The organism is Veillonella caviae, from assembly GCF_003992125.1.
In the GTDB taxonomy this organism is placed as follows: Bacteria; Bacillota; Negativicutes; order Veillonellales; family Veillonellaceae; genus Veillonella; species Veillonella caviae.
Genome location: NZ_RQUY01000006.1, coordinates 83,623 through 104,018, shown reverse-complemented (window position 1 = coordinate 104,018; position 20,396 = coordinate 83,623). Strand labels below are relative to the sequence as shown.

The 20,396-nt window shown below is 38.6% G+C and carries 21 protein-coding genes and 1 riboswitch; of the genes, 2 read left to right on the top strand and 19 right to left on the bottom strand.

Annotated elements, in window-relative coordinates; genetic code table 11:
- Positions 1 to 104: 104 nt before the first annotated feature.
- The 11 genes from EO120_RS03670 to thiD all read right to left on the bottom strand — a co-directional run bounded on the left by EO120_RS03670 (position 105) and on the right by thiD (position 11,711).
- A complete protein-coding gene (locus tag EO120_RS03670; RefSeq protein WP_127134152.1) occupies positions 105 to 1,775 on the bottom strand; it encodes a sulfate adenylyltransferase subunit 1 in 1,671 nt (556 codons plus the stop codon).
- The gene (gene cysD, locus EO120_RS03665) at positions 1,775 to 2,674 is read right to left on the bottom strand and encodes a sulfate adenylyltransferase subunit CysD (protein ID WP_127134151.1); all 900 of its coding nucleotides are present in this window, start codon (positions 2,672 to 2,674) and stop codon (positions 1,775 to 1,777) included. The genes EO120_RS03670 and cysD overlap by 1 nt, the downstream gene beginning before the upstream one ends.
- 13 nt (positions 2,675 to 2,687) lie before the next feature.
- Complete coding sequence (locus EO120_RS03660) at positions 2,688 to 3,002, bottom strand: 4Fe-4S dicluster domain-containing protein (protein ID WP_127134150.1); 315 nt, start codon at positions 3,000 to 3,002, stop codon at positions 2,688 to 2,690.
- Positions 2,983 to 4,686 (bottom strand): adenylyl-sulfate reductase subunit alpha, encoded by a 1,704-nt coding sequence (locus tag EO120_RS03655; RefSeq protein WP_127134149.1) that lies wholly within the window; start codon positions 4,684 to 4,686, stop codon positions 2,983 to 2,985. Before EO120_RS03655 ends, EO120_RS03660 begins: the two co-directional genes overlap by 20 nt.
- Positions 4,687 to 4,700: 14 nt before the next feature.
- Positions 4,701 to 5,762, bottom strand: coding sequence for an ABC transporter ATP-binding protein (locus tag EO120_RS03650; RefSeq protein ID WP_127134148.1), 1,062 nt, complete (start codon positions 5,760 to 5,762; stop codon positions 4,701 to 4,703).
- Between the two features lie 5 nt (positions 5,763 to 5,767).
- Entirely contained in the window at positions 5,768 to 6,589 is an 822-nt protein-coding gene (locus EO120_RS03645; protein ID WP_127134147.1) for a sulfate ABC transporter permease, read from the bottom strand.
- Position 6,590: 1 nt separating this feature from the next.
- Positions 6,591 to 7,430, bottom strand: coding sequence for a sulfate ABC transporter permease subunit CysT (gene cysT, locus EO120_RS03640; RefSeq protein WP_127134159.1), 840 nt, complete (start codon positions 7,428 to 7,430; stop codon positions 6,591 to 6,593).
- The gene (locus EO120_RS03635; RefSeq protein ID WP_241234873.1) at positions 7,411 to 8,508 is read right to left on the bottom strand and encodes a sulfate ABC transporter substrate-binding protein; all 1,098 of its coding nucleotides are present in this window, start codon (positions 8,506 to 8,508) and stop codon (positions 7,411 to 7,413) included. Before EO120_RS03635 ends, cysT begins: the two co-directional genes overlap by 20 nt.
- Positions 8,509 to 8,516: 8 nt before the next feature.
- The gene (locus EO120_RS03630) at positions 8,517 to 8,699 is read right to left on the bottom strand and encodes a hypothetical protein (RefSeq protein ID WP_127134146.1); all 183 of its coding nucleotides are present in this window, start codon (positions 8,697 to 8,699) and stop codon (positions 8,517 to 8,519) included.
- A 108-nt stretch (positions 8,700 to 8,807) separates the two neighbouring features.
- Complete coding sequence (locus EO120_RS03625; protein WP_127134145.1) at positions 8,808 to 10,373, bottom strand: nitrite/sulfite reductase; 1,566 nt, start codon at positions 10,371 to 10,373, stop codon at positions 8,808 to 8,810.
- Positions 10,374 to 10,922: 549 nt separating this feature from the next.
- Complete coding sequence (thiD, locus tag EO120_RS03620; protein WP_127134144.1) at positions 10,923 to 11,711, bottom strand: bifunctional hydroxymethylpyrimidine kinase/phosphomethylpyrimidine kinase; 789 nt, start codon at positions 11,709 to 11,711, stop codon at positions 10,923 to 10,925.
- A gap of 124 nt (positions 11,712 to 11,835) precedes the next feature.
- A riboswitch (TPP riboswitch) is annotated at positions 11,836 to 11,930 on the bottom strand.
- 175 nt (positions 11,931 to 12,105) lie between these two features.
- Between thiD and EO120_RS03615 the strand changes: the two genes are divergently transcribed.
- Entirely contained in the window at positions 12,106 to 13,011 is a 906-nt protein-coding gene (locus EO120_RS03615) for a 5'-nucleotidase, lipoprotein e(P4) family (RefSeq protein ID WP_127134143.1), read from the top strand.
- 106 nt (positions 13,012 to 13,117) lie between these two features.
- Here the strand turns inward: EO120_RS03615 and EO120_RS03610 are convergent, their stop codons facing one another.
- From EO120_RS03610 to modA, 3 genes are all read right to left on the bottom strand, one after another.
- Positions 13,118 to 13,762, bottom strand: coding sequence for an ATP-binding cassette domain-containing protein (locus EO120_RS03610; protein ID WP_127134142.1), 645 nt, complete (start codon positions 13,760 to 13,762; stop codon positions 13,118 to 13,120).
- Between the two features lie 70 nt (positions 13,763 to 13,832).
- A complete protein-coding gene (gene modB, locus EO120_RS03605; RefSeq protein ID WP_127134141.1) occupies positions 13,833 to 14,501 on the bottom strand; it encodes a molybdate ABC transporter permease subunit in 669 nt (222 codons plus the stop codon).
- 2 nt (positions 14,502 to 14,503) lie between these two features.
- Positions 14,504 to 15,268, bottom strand: coding sequence for a molybdate ABC transporter substrate-binding protein (gene modA / locus EO120_RS03600; RefSeq protein ID WP_127134140.1), 765 nt, complete (start codon positions 15,266 to 15,268; stop codon positions 14,504 to 14,506).
- 275 nt (positions 15,269 to 15,543) lie between these two features.
- On the opposite strand from modA, the gene EO120_RS03595 reads away from it, so the two are divergent.
- On the top strand, positions 15,544 to 16,530 hold the full coding sequence (locus EO120_RS03595) for an AEC family transporter (protein WP_127134139.1): 987 nt from the start codon (positions 15,544 to 15,546) through the stop codon (positions 16,528 to 16,530).
- Positions 16,531 to 16,687: 157 nt separating this feature from the next.
- Here the strand turns inward: EO120_RS03595 and EO120_RS03590 are convergent, their stop codons facing one another.
- The 5 genes from EO120_RS03590 to EO120_RS03570 all read right to left on the bottom strand — a co-directional run bounded on the left by EO120_RS03590 (position 16,688) and on the right by EO120_RS03570 (position 20,368).
- On the bottom strand, positions 16,688 to 16,978 hold the full coding sequence (locus tag EO120_RS03590) for an ArsR/SmtB family transcription factor (RefSeq protein WP_127134138.1): 291 nt from the start codon (positions 16,976 to 16,978) through the stop codon (positions 16,688 to 16,690).
- The gene (locus EO120_RS03585) at positions 16,978 to 17,424 is read right to left on the bottom strand and encodes a universal stress protein (RefSeq protein WP_127134137.1); all 447 of its coding nucleotides are present in this window, start codon (positions 17,422 to 17,424) and stop codon (positions 16,978 to 16,980) included. Before EO120_RS03585 ends, EO120_RS03590 begins: the two co-directional genes overlap by 1 nt.
- 141 nt (positions 17,425 to 17,565) lie before the next feature.
- Entirely contained in the window at positions 17,566 to 18,831 is a 1,266-nt protein-coding gene (locus tag EO120_RS03580) for a DUF4179 domain-containing protein (RefSeq protein ID WP_127134136.1), read from the bottom strand.
- Between the two features lie 115 nt (positions 18,832 to 18,946).
- Positions 18,947 to 19,705: an amino acid ABC transporter ATP-binding protein gene (locus EO120_RS03575; RefSeq protein ID WP_127134135.1), complete on the bottom strand. Its 759-nt coding sequence runs from the start codon at positions 19,703 to 19,705 to the stop codon at positions 18,947 to 18,949.
- A 9-nt stretch (positions 19,706 to 19,714) separates the two neighbouring features.
- Positions 19,715 to 20,368: an amino acid ABC transporter permease gene (locus EO120_RS03570; protein ID WP_127134134.1), complete on the bottom strand. Its 654-nt coding sequence runs from the start codon at positions 20,366 to 20,368 to the stop codon at positions 19,715 to 19,717.
- Between the last annotated feature and the right edge of the window lie 28 nt (positions 20,369 to 20,396).

Below are 20,396 nucleotides of genomic sequence, written 5' to 3'. Positions count from 1 at the left end.
ACATGGGGTGATGCTATTGTTTGGAGTGATTTACACTTTTATGATAAAAGTTTCAATTCTTCATGGGATTAAAAACCAACACCTTTTGTCCTATAAGCCTTAATTTATAACTTTTTAAATACAATGCGGCGATATACACCAAAATCTACCCACTTATCATACCAATCTTCGGTAAAGGAAGTATCTAAGGATTGATAAAAATCCTCAGAGTCAGTCTCATTATGAATAGCTAATGCAAAACCACGGCCATTAAGTATTGGCAATTCACTATATTGATAATCTCGCAAGGCTATGATATTTGCAATTTGCTCATTTCGTATAGAAATAGCAACTTTATCACGAATGACGATAATATCAAAATCTGCTGGATAATCATAGCTTTCACCATGTACGGGAATATTATCTCCAACGCGATATACATAATCGTTAGACTGTACCTTGTTCACTGTAAAACCTTCGATATCGTAGAAGAATTCTTCAAAAATATCGCCCCGAGCCTTTATAGTACCGTTTACAAAGGTATAGAGCTCCTTATCGCCATCAAGACGTTTTACAATGGTACCACACGCAGATGTCATATGAGATACACGATCGATGAGAATAAATTCACCAAGCGTCTTATGTTCCACAAAAGAATCTACTGCAACAGGTTCTTGCAATGATAGCACCACGTGAGCAATTTCATTTTTACTAAGCTCATCAGCTTGCAATAATTCACCACTATTTACATCGATCTTATAGCGGATTTTAGAAATTATAGCAGACACCGTTTTTGTACCAATCATAGCAATGTATTCACGACCTTCCACGAGAGGGCTGTCATCCATCCACAATACATTAGTATCGATTTTAGCACTCACATAAAGGTCAATATCTTTGTATAACACGCAACCTCGTGATACATCTACTTCCCGATTCAATTGTATGGATACAGGTTGATTTGCATATGCTTCTGTAACTGCATCAAAGCCAACTATAATAGACTTAACTTCTGCTTGTTCTCCGCTCGGTAAAATAGTAACCCTATCACCTACACGAATAGATCCAGATTCAATTTGACCTTGAAAGCCCCTAAAGGTATGGTCTGGTCGTGATACACGTTGTACAGGCATGTAGAATCCAACTTCGCCTTTTGTGGCAATATCTACATTTTCCAAATACGGCAATAAGGCTTGTCCTGCATACCATGGTGTATTTTGGGATAAGGTAGTAATATTATCCCCTTCTGTAGCGGATACAGGGATTAAAACAATGTTGGCTAATCCTAACTCTTCTTGAAGGGTTAGGATTTCTTTTTCAATAGTACGGAAACGGTTTTCATCATAACCAACAAGATCCATTTTATTAATGGCAAATACGAAATATTCAATACCCATCAATTTACAGATGCGAGCATGTCGACGAGTTTGAACGAGAACGCCTTGTTTTGCATCTACCAAAATAATCGCCAAATCTGCAAAGGATGCGCCTACCGCCATATTGCGAGTGTACTCTTCATGACCCGGTGTATCAGCTACGATAAAACTACGATTATCAGTAGTAAAATAACGATACGCTACATCAATAGTAATACCTTGCTCCCGCTCTGCCATCAAACCATCTAATAATAAAGAATAGTCGATAGCACCACCGCGGCTCCCCACCTTACTTTCCAACTCTAAGGCTTCCTTTTGGTCTGCGTAGAGCAATTTAGAATCGTAAAGGATATGTCCAATCAATGTAGATTTGCCATCATCTACACTGCCACAAGTTATGAATTTTAGTAAACTTTTCATTAGAAATACCCCTCTCTTTTTCTTCGTTCCATACTGCCCGCTGCTTCACTATCGATAACGCGAGTAGTTCGCTCAGAGGATACTGCACTCAATGTTTCATCGATAATTTCATCTAAAGTATGCGCTGTAGACTCAATACCACCAGTTAATGGGTAGCAACCGAGAGTTCTAAATCGCACGCTTTTCAATTCTGGTACTTCGCCTTCACGCAATGGAAATCTATTATCATCAATCATAATAATATTGCCATCTCGCTCTACTACAGGGCGTTCTGCAGCAAAGTATAATGGCACAATATCGATATTTTCACGTTTGATATATTGCCAAATATCTGTTTCCGTCCAATTAGAAATAGGGAATACGCGCATGCTCTCCCCTTTATTGATTTTCGTGTTAAACAGTTTCCACATTTCTGGCCGTTGATTTTTAGGGTCCCACGCTTGCTCTTTAGTACGGAATGAGAAAATACGTTCTTTGGCACGCGATTTTTCTTCATCTCTACGCCCCCCACCAAAGGCTGCATCAAAACCATATTTATGTAATGCCTGCTTCAAAGCCTGTGTTTTCATAATATCCGTATACGCTGAACCGTGATCAAAAGGATTAATACCTTGTGCTACACCATCTGCATTGATATACTCAAGCATAGTAATGCCAAGTTTTTTCGCTGTTTCATCGCGGAATTTAATCATTTCCTTAAATTTCCATGTTGTATTTACATGTAAAAATGGAAATGGTGGTTTTTCTGGATAGAAAGCTTTCAAAGCTAAATGGAGCATAACAGAGCTATCTTTGCCAATAGAGTAGAGCATAACAGGATTTTCACATTGTGCTGCTACCTCTCGAATAATATATATGGCTTCCGCCTCTAATTCATCTAAGTGGGAAAACTGACTCATAGTATATTCCTTTCTAATATTGATTCGATTCTCGTCGATCGATGGTTATAGTTTGTGTAGTACCATCATATTTTTGAATATGCCAATGTAAATAGGAATCTTCTGACGAAACAGTCATGGTGCTGCCACGCCCCCCCATATCGGCGCCGAGGTAAAAGTCGATAGCCGACACAGGACATTCCTTCACACAGGATACACAACCCCAACAATCACGAGGATAGGCAATACGAGCTTTTTTATCATCATCTATAACGATAAGGGAACCAGGGCATACAATGCTACACCGTTTGCAACCTATGCATTTGTCCTTATGAATAGCTATGCTCATAGCGTTCACCTCGTTTCACTAATGGTCTTTCTAACACTTGAATGCGGCCATCTACTAATTTAGAATTCACATAATGTAATCCTGCATCAGAAGACTCAGGATAATCTAAGAACTCGCCAAATGTATGCCATCTCGTTTCCTTTCGCCCCAATAAATGAGCAATTAATACGTGACATACGGTGAGGCGCTCTTTTAATTCATATACGAATACTAGTTCTCGCACCGCTTCAACTTTGACTTGTGTAACCAATTCTTCAATACGAGAAATTTCTTGTTCTGCCTTTTCCAGTTGTTTCGTCGTATATTGATACATAGTGCTAATACCGCCTGCATAAGTATCCATCACCTTCTGCATAGCTTCCTCTAAATCATAGACGGAAAATCTTGGTTTAGGCTCTCCTGGTGAAAGCAAATATTGATTGTATTCATCCTGTAAAGCTAGATTCTGCAAATGCTCATGGGAATTAATATGGGTTCCTAAATGCTTTTCTTTTTCTATAATAGCAAGGGCTGCTATTTCCCCTTCTACTAGAGCACCAGTAACGTATTTTTGAGGACACCCACCAGCTACATCACCAGCAGCGTATAGATTTTTAATGGTCGTTTCTCGATTGGTATCTACCCAATAACCGCTTGCTGTATGTCCACCAACAATATATGGTTCAGTGCCTTCTATTTCTACATTTTCTGCTTTAGGTCCTGTACCATTTTCAATCCATCGCAAGGTTTGGCTAGGTGCCATATTTAAATAAGCTTTTAATAAATCTGAATTTTGTTCATCACTAATATTTGTAGTTTCTAAATAACAAGGTCCATGTCCATCAATATTCTCTTTTACAGTACCATAAACACGTTCTGATGTGGTGATGCCATATTTTGTTTCATACACCTCACCTCGACTATTTACTTGAAGGGCTCCTACACCTTGTGCAATAGTGCCCGTAGGGGCAATTGTATCCTTACAACGCAAAGCAATAAATCGCATTTCAAAAGTAGTCATTTCTGCGCCATGACGAATCCCCATGGCATAACCAGCGCCTGTATTAAATGGAGAATACCACATCTTATGGCGAGAAAATCCTGGATTATTAGGTCGATAGAGACCTGATGCACCACCAGTGGCAATAATGACATACTTGGCACGAATCTCATAAGCTATGCCTGTATCAATGTGAAAACCTACTGCACCTAATATAGTATTGTTTTCAACGATGTAATCGGTTATAACCAGTCGATTAATGATAGTCACATTATCTAATGACGCCACCGCATCAGCTAAAATAGGTTTTATATTTTCCCCATTGATTTTAATGTTGCGATTGCCCCTCGCCACATATGTGCCATCAGGATTCTTTAGTATAACTAAGCCTAGTTTCTCTAGTTCTGCTGTGACGCGATTTAATCCTTCACACATAGTGATGGCTAAATCTTCCCGTACAATGCAATTAGCATCTTTTAATTGGTAATTTACATAATCATCAGCAGTGCGTCCTTCTACAATATACGCATTCAACGCATTGACGCCGGCTGCCAAACAACCGCTCCGTTTAATATGCGCTTTCTCTGCAATCATAATAGATAAATCGCTATGTTTTCGCAATGTAAGTGCACCATAACAACCGGCAGTACCGCCACCTATGATGAGCACATCAGTATGTAACAACTTTGTTTCTTCAATTTTCACAGCACTTCACCAACCTAAATATAGTACACATCATCAACATTCATCTTGCTGTTTTCTACTACTTGTGTAGTATTGTGATCAAAAATATACAATCGATAAATCAAAACATCTACGCTTTCACCAACGGAAAAATGCGCACTGTCCATATCCGCATTGCTATAAATCAACATGTCTCCAATGCGAACCCATAATTCCAAATGATTGCCTTTGAATAGAATCCGTTCGATTACACCTTCTTCAGCAGCACTCATAAATTGGCGAAGCGTTCCTTTTTTATAAATCTTGATAGCTTCTGGTCGTATGATGGCAGATGAGCCATAATCGATATGCTGAAAGCCCTTTAAATCACGGTAGGATAAAACTTCTGTAGATTTTCCCATAAACTGCGCCACAAAAGGCGTATTAGGAGCTCCGTATATTTCCTCTGGCGTTCCCATCTGCTCTACTCGACCTTGATTAGTAACAACAATAATATCGGCTAATTCTACGGCTTCCTCTTGATCGTGGGTAACAAAAATAGTTGTAATACCGATTTTATGAATCGTCTCTTTTAGCCAAATACGTAATTCTTCCTTTACCTTTACGTCGATAGCGGCAAAAGGCTCATCTAATAGAAGCACCTTTGGATTCGGCGCTAACGCACGAGCAAAGGCAACACGTTGTTTTTGTCCACCCGATAATTCCATAGGATACCGTTTCTCTAAACCTGTTAATCCAATAAGTTCAATCAATTCCGCTACACGAGGCTTAATCTCTTTTTGTTTTAACCCCTGCATTTCAAGGCCAAAGGCGATATTTTCAAATACTGTCATATGGCGAAATAATGCATAATTCTGAAATAAAAATCCTATTTCTCGTTCTCGCGGCGGCATAGTATTTACGATTTGATTCGCAATAGTAATATCTCCAGAATCAGGTATTTCAAGCCCTGCGATCATACGTAGAATTGTTGTTTTACCACTGCCACTAGGCCCTAACAATGCAAGAACTTGTCCTTGTTCGATACCAATAGATATATCTTTGGATGCGTGATACGTATCATAGTACTTATTCACCTGTTTTAGTTCTACATACATGTGGACTATCCTTTCTTTTCAACAATACTGCGAATCACTAACATGATAAGAGCCATACCTACCAGTAGAGATGATACGGCAAAGGCCGATACAGCACCGTTTTCAGAACCAGACATATAGAGTGCATCGATCTCTAAGGGCAATGTAAAAGTTTGCCCTCGCGCCTTAGATACGGCTGCAACGGCACCAAACTCACCAAGCGCACGAGCACTGCAGAGAATAATGCCATATAAAAATGGCCATTTAATAGCAGGAAATGTGATGCGTCGAAATATAGTCCACCCTGAGGCGCCCATCATGGCTGCCGCTTCCTCTTCATCCTTCCCTTGACTGAACAACACAGGAATGATTTCCCTGTAAATAAATGGGAATGTAACAAATACGGTAGCTAGAATAACACCAGGTACAGCAAAAACAATGCGAATATCGAGATTAAAATAATTGTTAATCGCCTCAATATAAGGATGAAACCACCCCATTCGTCCAAAGGTCATAATTAGGGCTAGCCCTGCAATAACGGGAGATACAGTAAAGGGAATATCAATGAGAGTCGTCAATATAGACTTGCCTTTAAATTGAAATTTACCAATACAATAGGCTGCAGCCACACCGAACACGCCAGTAATCAAGACTGTGACAATCATAGTACCTATAGTTAATCCCAAAGCAGATATAACATGAGAGGTAGAGATAGCTTTCACAAAAAAATCTAACCCTTTGGATAGCGCATTGGTGAGCACACTAATAAGAGGTACCACGAGCATAAGCAGTACAAAGAGTACAGCTATAATAATGGCCGTCAATTCACCTAGGGAGCGACGTTTCATATTATGCACCTCCCCGTTTTGACTGATGAATATGCATAGCATTAATAGTTAACATAACGAGAAAAGAAATCACTAACAATACTATAGCCACCGCCGTAGCACCAGCATAATCGGCATAATTCAATTTCTGCATGATAACATAGGATACAATCTGTGTATGTTCGCGTAAACTATTGCCAGAAATATAAATAACACTGCCATATTCACCAATTCCTCGCGCAAAAGCAAGCCCAAATCCTGTTAAAATCGCAGGTTTTAATTCAGGAAAGATAACGCGGCGATATAAATCAAATGTACTCGACCCTAACATATAGGCCGCTTCCTCATAAGTAGAGTCAAAATCTTCTAATACTGGTTGTACCGTGCGTACCACAAAGGGAATGCCCACAAATACGAGGGCTACAACGATACCGATGTGGCTATATGATGCATGTATTCCCCACTGTGAAAGCCAAGCACCGATGAGACCTTGATCAGAATACAGTTTAGATAATGTAATCCCTGCTACTGCTGTAGGTAGTGCAAAAGGAATCTCAATAAGCCCGTTGATAAGCGACTTTCCTGTAAATTCATAGCGTACGATAACCCAGGCAAGGAGTACGCCAAAGATAACATTCATAAGAGCCGCTATAAAAGATGTACCAATGCTAGTAGCAAACGCATAGAGTACATTAGGCATAGTGATGATATGCCAAAACTCCATCCAAGATAAGGTGGTACCAAAATACAATACGGATGCCAAAGGAATCAGTACAAAGATGGATACCATAGAAATAGTGATTCCTAACGTAAGACCAAATCCAGGAATCGGTGTATGTTTTTTAAGAGCCGTAAATCTCATCAAATACACCTCCATCTTTGAAGAATTTAGTATAAATCGCCTTCCAACCTCCAAAATCATCCACTGTTCCTAATTGAATAGATGTATCAAATTTGTTTGAAAATTCTCGTAATATTTGCTCATTACGAGGTCTGAACCCATAATTGGCCAATAATCGTTGCGATTCTTCTGTATATAAATTTCGTAAATAATCATTAGACACCTGTGTAGTGCTATCTTTTTCTGTTATTCCTGTAACAACAGCAACACTAGGTTCAGCTAAAATACTCATAGACGGTACAATGAGGTCAAAACGCTCTGGATAATGTTCCATTAGATATAGCGCTTCGTTTTCCCATAAAAGAAGTACATCTCCTTGTCTATTTTCCACAAATGTAGTAGTCGCCCCCCGTGCACCAGAGTCCATAACACTTACATTCCGATACAATTGGCGCACAAATTCTTTAGTTCCCTCTTCTGTGTAATAATGATGTAAACCGTAATACCAAGCACCGAGGAAAATCCAGCAGGCACCGCTACTACTTTTCGGATCTGGCGCGATAATACGTACATCGGGAGCTATAATATCATTCCAATCATGAATATGCTTAGGATTGCCTTTTCTTACGAGCATAACGATGGTCGATGTATAAGGTGCCGAATTGTTCGGCAGTTGACTTCGCCAATCACTATTAATAAGCCCTGCTCGGGCTAATAAATTAACGTCTTGCTCAGACCCCAATGTCACTACATCCGCATTATTGCCTTCCATAACAGCTCTCGCTTGACCGCCGGAACCACCATGTGATTGTAAGACCTGCACATCAAGACCTCTTTGTTGTTGGTACAAATCGTGAAATCGTTTATTATATACCTCGTAAAATTCGCGAGTCGTATCATATGATACATTTGTTATAGTTACATGATTGCCGTCCACCTTGCTTTGCCTTGTACAGCCAGATAAAATGACTATCGTAAACAATACAGAGAAAATCAATACAAATCTCATAGGTGCTATTTGTTTATTCAAAACTTTCATCGAAAACCATTGCTTCCCTACGCCTTTTATAGGTAAATAGTTCTTATATAAATATTTCATAGCCACCTCTATCTACCGATGAGAGCACCTACAGATAAGATTGTATGTAACGCTAATAAACTATTGAGATTGTTAGAAAAGCTAATATAGTGGCGCAATCGATGTTGCCATACTGCGATGCAGCACATAGCTATGTACCCACTGACGATAAATATTAGTGTTTCTATATTAGTTATGGCTACATCACTCATGATAAACATCCTTTCTACATACTTATAACTTAATACACCTATCTCGCATTTATAACAATACTGCGGGATTATTACAAACTAAATCCAAACTAGATATGGTCGAATCGATTATTCAAATTCCGCCACTAGTTGATCAAATACTGCTGTATTATCTACAATCCAATCGGCAAATCGAGTTTGCTCTTTTGTAAGCAATTCACCGAGAGCGATAAAGAATTTAGGAATATCGCTACTTACAATAGTACCTACTTCTTCTGCAAAATGTTCACGACCGATAGTTTCATTACCACCGCGGAAAATTTTAAATGCCGATGTAGGAACCTTGTCCACCACCTTCATAGCCCCATGGAATCCAATAGCATCTATTTGGTGTGTCCCACAAGAAGATGGACATCCAGAAATGTGGAAGGTTGGTAGCAAATCACTATTGACTTGTTTAGCATCGCGCACAGCATCAAAAATATTAATTAATAATCCAGACGAATCTTGTAATCCTACTTGGCAAAAATTGGCACCAATGCAAGATACAGAACGGTAAAAATCATTGTCGCCACCGTTTTCCGTTAATGACAGCACATGACGCGCTTCATCAGCTGTAAGATTTACAATATATACAGATTCATCAGCGCAGAGACGCAATTGTACCTCATCATCAAGGCTCCCCACATAGTCAAGAAGTGCCAAGAATTCGTCCTTTGTCGGGTTGCCACCAAACGGATGATAGGACACATAGTATAAACCTTCTTGCTTTTGCTCTCCTACACGACTATCTACCAATGTAGGATCTACAGTACCACGCTTGTTAATTGTAAAAGCAACCTCTTCTGGATTTACAGTCAATTGTTCGGTATTACGAACTTTAGCTAAATACTCTTGGAACGTATCATACAATGCTTCTGGGCCACCTAGAATATCTTGTAAATAACGAACGCGAGCTTTGCTACGATTGTTGTAGTTACCATGTTCAGAAAAGATGAGCGCCAAGGTTTTCACATAGTACAAAATATCTTCTGGCGCAATATGACTACCTACTAAAACACCCATTTTAGGATTTGGTCCAAGACCACCAGCTACATACACAGAAAAAGTGTTATCCTCCACATTTGCCACTACACCAAAATCTTTGAATGTTACATGACTAGTATTTTCAGTGCCATCAGAAAAAGCTGTTTTAAATTTACGAGGGAATTTAATCCCTTTAATCAAGGTCAACACATATTCAGATAGTGCACGCACATAAGGTGAAAAATCCCAAGATTCGTCTTTGCGAATTCCTAGCAATGGAGATGTACCAGTATTACGAGGGTGATCCCCACCAGCACCACGATTGTAAATACCATGACTATGACATTCAGGGAATAATTTAATAATCGTTTCTCCATCAAGGCGATGAAATTGAATACATTGTCCAGTGGTAAAATGCGGATATGCTAAATCATAACGACGCATAGCATCTGCAATAAATAAGATTTGCTCTTTATTAATGATGCCACTAGGAAACCGCCAGCGGGACATGCCTGTTTCAGCCCCTTTTTCAGCATAACTACCAAAAGGGCCAGATAATCCTTTATAATCTTGCACTGAAATTTCCTTATTATAAAACTTCCGAGTATTTTCCACAAAAGTAGGATAGTCAACGATTAATTCTTCTTGTAATGCTTTTGAGATAGCCATGGAAAGACTCCTTTCTCCATTCATATACGATACCGTACAAACTCACTTCGGTTTATAACCTATTGCTTGGATAGGATATTACTACTTTCTCAACTACATGTCAACATCAATATTGTATAAATTTTTATATCTATGTATATTTCTAATTTTTTAAGGAATTTATGAAGCCTGTTATTTACTAAGTTTATAAATTCCTCCATTATATGTGATTTTTATTACAAATTTTTTTAACTTCATTTATCTTTAATTTACTTATTTTATAGGCATTAATTTATAGGATTTAACCTATAGGAATTGACTTATAGGAGTTAAAAAGAGGAAATTAAATATATACTGGCTAAAACAAAAAAGCACGGAATGTATAAAAAGAATTTTTATACATTCCGTGCTTTACATTTATATTTATTAACTTATTTACACTCTCAAGTAGATTCGCCAGCCTCACCTTCATTTCCCACCTAGGACCTATAGGACTTTTGGCGGATTAGGTTAAAATCTATGTCTATCTATCATAGAAATGCACATATAGTACCAGCTATAAAATAGTAATTAATCGGTATATGCCATGTGATTCACCGGTCCACGACCCTCTCCCAATCCTGGATTCATTTCGATAGCCATAGAAATATATTGTTTACCAATACCGACGGCATCTACTAAGCTCTTTCCTTTCGCTAACTCTGCCGTAATAACAGCACTAAAGGTACATCCTGTACCATGGGTATGGATTGTATTAAATTTAGGACTACTCCATTGATATAACTCACCATTTTTAGTAAATAAATAATCTGTTGCATCAGCGCCAATATGACCACCCTTGATAATCACCGATTGAGAGCCTAATTCCTTTAGAATAATCTGAGCCGATTTTTTTATGTCCTCCTCTGTTTCAATAGACATACCGGACAATACCTCCGCTTCACTACGATTAGGTGTAATAACAGTAGCTAAAGGTATTAATTTAGTTGTTAGCACCTCTACGGCCTTTTCCGAAATCAATCGATCTCCGCTAGTAGCAATCATAACAGGATCCATCACATAAGGAACTCCCTTTTTGAGATATGGATATATTACATCCATCATTTCCGGCACCCCAATCATCCCTGTTTTTACAGCATGAGGCATAATATCTGAATATACAGCGTACAACTGCGCCTCTAGCATAGCTATCGACACATGCTCTACCAACTGCACGCCCATAGTATTTTGTGCCACCACCGATGTAATAGCTGCCATACCATAAACACCTCGACTTTGAAAGGACTTTAAATCTGCCATTATACCTGCACCACCACTAGGGTCAGTACCAGCAATAGTTAAGGCTGTTTGCAATTTCATTATAATACCTCCACTCAGAATTAGCATCAGTTTACATTCAACCTAGCAATCCGAATATACTACATCTAAAATCAATACAAAAAGGACCATTCATGGAATGGTCCTTTGTTATATCTATCCTACAGAGAGAGTCACTCCACTTTCCTACGCCAGCATTATCTGAATCAGGTCTAGGGTTTTGAATATTCAATCTCAGCTACTGCACCCCTAGTGGTCAATTATGTTGTTATATGTATTTATATCATCCATTTACCAAATATACAAGGTTTATTTGCTCAATTCAACAGATTTTACCTTAATGTAACATATTAAATTTTTCTGTATTGACACTTTCCACAGAACATACTACAGTATCAATATAATTGTATATTTTAATCATAAAGGAGTTGTACTTATGAAGTTAAAAACTAAGACGATATCCACGGCTATGATTCTCAGCCTATTACTAACACCTGCAGTCTTTACTTATGAGGCATGCGCCAGTACTACTGCAATGCAAGGAACTAGTGTTGACCCTTTACAGGCAACAACTACAACCAAGGTAGCACAGGAAACTGATACAGCACTATTAGCTACACAACAACAATTAGCAGAGCAAGAAACGATGTCTCTATTGTGGATGAAAACCGCTGCGGAATATCGTGCGCTTGCATATCAAGCGTACAATATAGCCTCTATGGAAATAGATAAATCTATAACTAATCATAAATCTAGCGATAAACCATTAGCCATTATTCTTGATTGTGACGAAACGGTAGTATCCAATATAGATGCGCTTTCACAAGAAGCCGCCAAAGGGAACGGACAGTATCGAGCACCATGGTGGCGTAAAACTGTTCACGATACTACGGCCTATGCATTGCCTGGGGCAAGAGAATTTTTACAAGCCACTGCAGATAAAGGTGTCGCCATATACTATGTGTCCAATCGCTACGAACCAGTCAACCTCGAACCAACTTTAAAAGCACTACAAACGGTGCAATTTCCACAAATAGACAAAGAACATGTTCTCTTGATGAAAGATTCTAGTGATAAACAGCTTCGATTTAATCAGATTTTAGAAACACATGATGTAATTCTGTATGTAGGCGATAATTATGGAGATTTCCCATTACCAAAATCAAAGACCATCGAGGAGCGAAACAAGTCAATCGATGATACCGCATCAGAATGGGGCTCAAAATTCATCATGCTACCTAATCCTGTTTATGGCAGTTGGGTATCAGCCTTATCAAAAGAATATTTAACGATGTCCACTGATGAGCGTAATGTGCTAGTAAAAAACATATTACAAAAATAGACTTCACGACTATGTATTACACGATATCAATGTGCACTGTAAAAAATTTGATATAATATATTAACATGCAAAAAGGCACCATTAAATTGGTGCCTTTTTTATATAGTTATGTATGTTTGCAGATACACCCAGTTCTAATAATCCCCGCTTCACAGATCCAATGTCTATCCCCCACTGCGGCTACATCCGATTCATCATGGGTAACCCACAAACACGGTACATCCCATTCACGGATGATATCCATCAGTTCTTGGCGTACTTGTTTACGCAGATTCCAGTCTAGTGCAGATAAGGGTTCATCTAGCAACAGTACGGTCGGTTTCGAATATAAGGCCCGTCCCAAAGCCACCCGTTGTTGTTCGCCCCCAGATAACCGTCCTGCTTTAGTGTGGCGATATTTTTCAAGGCCCAAGCGTACCAATAACTCATCACATATTTTCGGTGTACCACGATTACTATAAGTAATATTTTTTTCCACCGACATATGAGGAAACACTATATTTCCTTGCGGCATATAACCCACTTGACGCTCTTGGGCAGGCACCCAAACCTTACGGTCCCGATCCACCCATGTAGTCTCATCGTAACGAATAATACCGGTGCTAGGCTTTACAAGGCCAGCAATACTTTTTATAAAAGTACTCTTTCCACTGCCAGATTGACCAGTAAGGACGGTTATACCAGATGGCAAAACGCCATCCGCTTTCACAATGATAGTAGGTCTCGCTACGGTAAATGAAAATGTAATCATAGTTCCCCTTTTCTATAGGATACATTCTGTTAGCATACAGCATCAATGTACTACTAGAAAGTGTTTTAATCTAACTGCGTTCAATATTACGAAACATAGAAGCTTTAGTGAGCAGATGAATACCGCTCAACAGAGCCAACGTAAGAGCACAAATGTATATAACCAACTCAAAGGCATCCATATATTGACCAGCCTCAACATAGGAATAAATGGCCAGTGGCATAGTGCGTGTTAATCCCGGAATATTGCCGGCAATAAGAATAGTAGCCCCAAACTCGCCCATAGCACGACAAAAGGCGAGTATAGAACCAGTCAATATCCCTTTCCAAGCAAGAGGAATTGAAATAGTAAAAAATATACGCAACTCCGATGCCCCAAGTGTTCTCGCCACGTCCTCAATATTATGGTCTACGGACTGTAATGCAGAACGCACGGTTTGATAAAATAATGGAAATGAAATAACTGCAGACGCAATGACGGCACCAGCACTAGAAAATACAACACCTAAATTATGTTTTTCCAACCACCCGCCAAAGGCGTAACCAGGAGAAAATACCATCAACAAAGCAAAACCTACCACTACCGGAGGTAATACTAAAGGCAATGTAATGATAGCATCCAATAAAGCAATAACATTACCACGCCATCGATTCATCCAAAAACAAACACATAAGCCTATGGTAATAACAATGATGAGGGCTATAACAGCGACCCCTATGGATAACCAAAAAGGATTCATAATTACCCCTTCGTAAATCCGTATTTTTCTAAAATCTGTTGACCTTCTGGAGATGTTACATATTTATAAAAATCACGAGCTAATTCATTGTCGTATTTTTTTATAATCCCAATTGGATAAATTACAGGATCATGGGAATCTGCAGAGGTAATGGCCGAGATTTGTACTGCGTCACCGGCTGCGATAGCATCAGTTTTATAAATAAAACCAGCATCCCCAGCACCTTGGCTAATAGCGGCAGTAACTGCTTTTACATCCTTAGCATATACTACATTTGGTTCTACTTGTTCCCACATACCTAGTTTAGTCAATACTTGCTTGCCATAATTACCTGCTGGCACAGTGTCTGGGTTTCCCAATACAATCCGTTTCACTGTTGGTAATTGTTCCAATGTAACTTTGCTTCCGTCTTTCGGTACTACTAATACGAGCTCATTTGTAACAAAGGGCTTTACATCGGTCATTAAATCTTTCTCTTCTAACATTTTCATATTTTTTTCGTCTGCAGAAATGAATAAACTTGCTGGTGCGCCCTGTTCAATTTGTTGACGCAAAGTACCAGAACCAGCAAAATTAATAGCTATTTGATCATCTGATAAATGGTGGGCTTTCTTATAATTATCTGAAAGTTCCGTCAAGGCACCTTTTAAACTAGCCGCTGCTTGAATAGTAATTTTTTGTTCTTTAGTCTTATCACTAATCATGCCGCATCCTACAATAGCCAATGCAAAACACATCATCATAATCATAGATAATAAACGTTTCATAATAGCCTCCTATCAAAATAACTACATTAAGTATATATATTTTTTATTATACATGATTCATGGATAAATACCATGCTTAATTTCACTATAAAAACTCATGGTTACAGGGTTCATTACTAATATAAAGCTCAGCTATTTATATATGCAAAATATCTCAGAACTTTACTTTCACCAACACACAAATAATTGAGAATATGATATGATAGTAGTATACATAATATATATAAGTATGCGATATAAATCGCATAAATTCGATGATGAATCTAGGTGAGATGATGAATATTTTCACTATAATGGGGCATATTTTTATCAATTCTATGGTCCCTATATTTATGCTCATTAGCATGGGCATCGTATTAGACAAAAAATTTAAACTCGATTTATATACACTAAGCAAATTAAATTTCTATATATTATTACCAGCCTTTGTATTTAGGTCTCTCTATGAGGCACATTTTACATGGAGTACCTTGGAAATCGTACTCTGTGCGGTAACAGTACTCATTATAAACTATATTATGTCTAGCGTAGTAGGAAAATGGCAAGGCTACGATATAGCCAAAACAGCAACATTAAAAAACTGTGTTATGTTCAATAACTGTGGCAATATGGGCGTTGCTTTAGCATTATTTGTGTTTAGCAATGTCCCGTACATCATAGATGGTAAGACGCCATATGCGGATTTAGGCATGCTAAGTGTCGTATCTATCATGGTTATCCAAACGATTACAAGCAACACCTTTGGTTTCTACCAAGCTGGTGCAGGACGTTTGAGTGCTCGTGATGCCCTACGAGTAGTATTTCATATGCCTATGGTATATGCTGTACCGATAGCGCTATTAGCAAAATTATTACCCTATGATTTACACAATTTATTCGCCTATGCACCACTCAATATTTTTGCCAATGCCTTCGTCGGTGTGGCTATGCTCGCCTTAGGGGTGCAAATTAATCGAACACCGCTCAACTTCTTTAAGGGGGACGTCATGCTCGCCGCAGTATTGCGATTAGTAGCTAGTCCGATTCTAGCAGCAGGAGTAACATTACTATTCATCAATTTCTACGGTCCTATGCACCCTATTGCGGCACAAACCATTATCATTACTTATAGTGTTCCTAGTGCTATTAATATGGCTCTTATCGCTATAGAAATGAAAAACAATCCGGAGTATGCTACACAAATCGTTATGGGATCCACGATTCTATCCGCCATAACGATGCCAATATTTATTACCATGGCGTATTATCTATTTCCTATTTAAATAATTCATAAACACACCGTACTATGTTTATATATACATTACTCGTGTGGATATACACCTAGCTGCTAATTCTAATATATAGGTACTCCAAAGCGAAACAATCATAAAAACTGAGAAAACCGTCTACCTTTACAAGAGTAGACGGTTTTCCTGTATCCTACTGATGCGCCACATGGTCCATGCCCATACGAACAAGTCCTTCTACATGGTCATCATTTAAGGAATAATATGCTGTTTTACCTTCTTTGCGATATGTTACCAATCGAGCTTGGCGCAATACGCGCAATTGATGAGAAATAGCGGATTGCCCCATCCCCATCGTTTCTGCAATGTGGTTCACACACATCTCATTTTCTAATAATAACTGAACGATTTTTAAACGCGTTGGATCGCCTAAAATCTTAAACAATTCTGCTAATTTTAACAAATTCCCATTATTGTTAGTCATTATTTTACAACCAATACTGGACAAGAGGAATGACTAGTTACATAACTACTTACACTACCCATGAACAAGCCTTTCAATGGTCCAAGGCCACGGCTGCCCATTACGATAAGATCTGCATTGTATTTCTTAGCCACTGCCAAGAGAGCAGGTCCAGGAGAGCCAACTTCGAATACGCTTTTAATTTTAACGCCTGCAGGAATATGTTTCACCACATCGTTTAAAATCTCTTTGCCAGTTTCTTCCATGTCTTCTGCAATTTGCTCTGACACATAGCCACCACTAATCGGTGTTTGGTCAAAGTTAGAAATAGCAGATACGATGTTCGCTACGTGAACAACAATTAATTCCGCTTGGTTGCGGTCTGCTACAGCTAATGCATGTTCCAATGCACGTTTCGCATTTTCAGAACCATCAGTAGGTACAACAATAGTTTTGTAGGTAACCATAATAACCCCTCCTATTTCTAATCCCTCATCGGGGATATGATTAATGATCGTTTAGTCTATACTTATATATTCTATACGAACTAGGAAAACTCCTCTTTTCTTCTGAGGATTTATATACATTATAGCACATTCTTTTGCAGATTAAAGAACTATAGACGAATTATTAATATTCAATGTATTGTTTAATTTAAACCCATCTAGGATTTCTACTAATTGCGGTGTCGTTAATGTTGTTCCCACAGGTGCTACTAACCGTGCCACTCCCACATTGCTACCGCTACCTAATATAATAGATGCTGCAAATGCTACCGGTTCTGCTGCCGATGTATCAGAGGTTTCTGGATTTTTCATAGTTCCCACTACATAGAAGGACACATCGCCATCATTAATATGTGTTTCATAATGCTCAATAGTGGCTTGATTCACATCTACTAGCGATTTAACATATTGGTCCCCTAACATCTGTTTTCCCATCATAGTTGGCATAGCACTGCTCACCGCTTGAATAGGTACAGAGAAACTTTCAATTTCTAGACGCATATTATCTTTTGTGAAAGTAATTTTGCGCGGTTCTTTCACTCTTGTGAACCCCTTCGGATAAGTAAACTTTATACCATCAGCCACAACGATATCGCTAGTCCCCGTTAAGAATTGTTTCACTCCTTTAATGGTAGAACTACCGCCCGCAGTGTTTAACAAACTAAAAGATGGAATAGTAGTTTCTAATAATCCTTGTTCCATAAATCCTGATTGAATAGGTGGATAGGTGCTCACCAAATTATAACGATGGGTAGGATCCTTTTCCATAATAAATTCCGCTTCAAATATAGAATGAACTGGTAATGTAGAACTCATATCGGAATAGGATTTAGGCGTAATCTTACTCCAACGAGCTGCTTGAGCACCTTTTTTAGAGAAAAATCCCCCTACCACCTCATTATTTTCAAACACATTGCTATGTTGGCGCCAAATGCGGAGATATTCGTCATCGCTCATCCCCTTAATGGGCACATCGTACCACGTCGTATTCCACACCTTTTGAGATACCTTACCTTGCGGTGTATTATTGCGTTTCGTAAAAGATACCGTATACGCATCCTCTTGATTTGGTCCCGTCAAATTAAACGAATATCCTTGAATATGCTCGCTTTCACTACGCACATCCATATCAATCATCACGCCATCGCTAACACGCCAAGGGATGGTAAAAGTATATCCATTTTTTCGGTCCGTCACGACGGTTTTCATTTTCGTTGCATATTGTTTATACTGTTCAGGTAACACCGACGTCGCATCTTGTTGAGATGCACTAATTGCCTTCGGCGTCGCCGGAATCGTCTCCGTTGCATACGCAACCGGTGTAATAATAGACAATCCCGTTAGTGCTAATATAATAGGTAATTTCATCGTATTGCCTTTCTTATATGGAATTACCACCTATAATTCCATAGGTGGTAATCGATATTAACTCTGTACAACTCTATTCTATCAGAGTTGTGCAAATTAAAATATAACATATTATTTACAGCATATTTTCTAAAAATGCTTTAGTCCGTGGCGACTGTGGGTTTGTAAAGATTTGTTCAGGAGAGCCCTCTTCTTGAATGACACCATCGGCCATAAAAATAATACGATCTGATACTTCACGGGCAAAGTTCATTTCATGAGTTACGATAATCATAGTCATGTGATCATCGGCCAATTGTTTTATGGTTTTCAATACTTCTCCAGTTAGCTCAGGATCTAGTGCAGACGTAGGTTCATCGAATAACATAATTTCAGGATTCATTGCTAATGCACGAGCTATAGCAACCCGCTGTTGTTGCCCGCCAGATAGACGAGATGGATACATATCACGTTTTTCCCAAAGCCCTACCTTATTGAGCAATCGTTCTGCAATCGGTAAAATCTCAGCATCTTTCATGGCTTTCACCATGCGTGGTGCTACCATAATATTTTCTAGTACCGTCATATGTGGAAATAAATTAAATGATTGGAATACCATGCCCATGCGAAGAAGTAAATCGTGCATCGTTTGTTTATTTGCATAATGCACCATGCCACTACTATCTGTAGAAACCAAAGTTATACCATCTACGGTAATAGCGCCACCATCAATAGTTTCCAACTGCCCTAAACAGCGCAAAAATGTAGATTTACCAGAACCAGAGGGACCGATAATAGATACGATTTCCCCTTTGTTCATTTGCAAAGAAACATCTTTTAATACTGTCTGATTATTAAATTGTTTCTCTATGCGTTCCATATTTACAAAAGCCATAATTACCTCTTATTCGTCGTATACAGAGAAACGTTTTTCCAAATAATTGAAAATATTCGTCAAAATAAATGTAAAAATCAAATAGAATATAGCTGCTACGATGAACGCAGAAATATCAAAATCTCGTTGCACGATAGATTTTGTAATACGCAAAATATCATTCATGGCCAATACATATACGAGAGATGTATCCTTGAGCAAATTAATCGTTTCATTCGCCAATGGAGGCAATACGCGTTTAAACATTTGTGGCAAAATAATGGTACGCATCGTTTGACCATATGTAAACCCAAGTACCTTAGCACCTTCATATTGACCACGCGGAATAGATTGAATACCACCGCGGAAAATCTCACATAAATAAGCTGCGTAATTTAATACGAATGTCACTACCGCTGCAGTGGCATCATCCATTTGAATGGCACCATCCGTCATAATAGGCAGCGCAAAATACATAAATAAAATTTGCAACATCAAAGGGGTGCCGCGCATTAGATACACGAAAGCCTCAACGATTTTATCGATTAGCGGTAATTTAGATAGGCGCAATAATGCTAGTACAATGCCCCCTGGAATAGACAAAATCCACACCACACAAAACAGGGATATAGTTACCTTTAACCCATCGGCAATAGTGGGGATAATTTGCAATAAATAATCCATGAAATACTCCTTCAAACACAATTAGAGA